This is a genomic window from Mesorhizobium sp. M7A.F.Ca.ET.027.03.2.1 (genome assembly GCF_003999175.1).
Classification (GTDB): Bacteria; Pseudomonadota; Alphaproteobacteria; order Rhizobiales; family Rhizobiaceae; genus Mesorhizobium.
On record NZ_RZOM01001488.1, the window covers coordinates 1 to 1069 of the forward strand.

Sequence of the window (1069 nt, forward strand, 5' to 3'; positions counted from 1 at the left end):
GGTCTGGTCATCGATGCCTACAGCGCCAGTCAGTTAGAGCGCCTTCTGTAGAAGGAGGAAGAGTTGCTCGTTGAGCGGGACAGACGGAGCCGCGCAACAATCGCCCAGGACACGACGGCGGTTCCGCATCCAGCAGATGTCAGGTCGGCTGCACGTTCGGTACAACTATGGCGGGGGCGAACCTACGGAATCTGTCTGAGAAAAAGCGGCGATGATCGCGAGCAACTGGTCAAGGCGACTCGAGGCGATGCAGGCGAGCGGCGAGATGCTGACGCTGCTGAAGAAATGGAACCTCCCGGGCACCACTACCGACGTCAAGCACTCGGCCTCAATTGAGGGAAGGGCGCCGTGGTCGTCGACAAGCTCTTCCTGACGGCATTGTTCGGCTGCCCTCCCCAAGGGGACCCTGCTGACCTTGATTCTTTCGGTTGTCGTGATGTCGGTCGACTTGACCATATCCCCGGCAACAGCGGCGCTGGCCACGTCCAAGCGGCGCTGGGTCCGTCTGTTTATCGTCGCCTCGTCTGGCTCTTCGCGGTGCGCCGGCGCTGCTCGTGCTGCTGTTCATCTGGAATGGGCTGCCGCAAATCTCGGGCGGTGTTCCAATCGAACTGGTTCACGTCTTTCATCGCGGCCCTTCTTGCCTTGACGTTGATCCAGAATGCCAACCTGGCCGAGATTCTTCGCAGTTCCTAAGCAGCCATCGGCAAGGGACAATCGGAAGGCGCGGCGGCCCTCGGCCTGCACCCGGGTCGCTATTCTTCCTGATCATCCTGCCTCAGGCGCTGCGTGTCGCACTGCCGGCCCGGTCAACGAGTTCATTTCGTTACTGAAGGCAACCTCGCTGGGATGGCGCCGCGCTGATCTACTACATGTCGACGGTTTTCGGTCCTGACCGTCCTTAAGTTGAAGGTCGAGCGAATGCTTGCGCAGCGGACATCGTTGATGTCGTCCACAAGGCTTGGCGACGCTCACCGTGCTCCCGGCTGGCTTTCACGCGAAGCTCTGGGTCGGGGCATCACGCGGATACGGGAGCCGCACGTCCTCCTGATTTCAGAAGCAATATCAT

The 1069-nt window shown here is 60.5% G+C and carries 1 protein-coding gene; it reads left to right on the forward strand.

Features of this window, described 5'->3' with window-relative positions; genetic code table 11:
• The first annotated feature begins 348 nt into the window (after nucleotides 1-348).
• The gene (locus tag EN750_RS35850; RefSeq protein ID WP_127399388.1) at nucleotides 349-696 is read left to right on the forward strand and encodes a hypothetical protein; all 348 of its coding nucleotides are present in this window, start codon (nucleotides 349-351) and stop codon (nucleotides 694-696) included.
• The last annotated feature ends 373 nt before the right edge of the window (nucleotides 697-1069 follow it).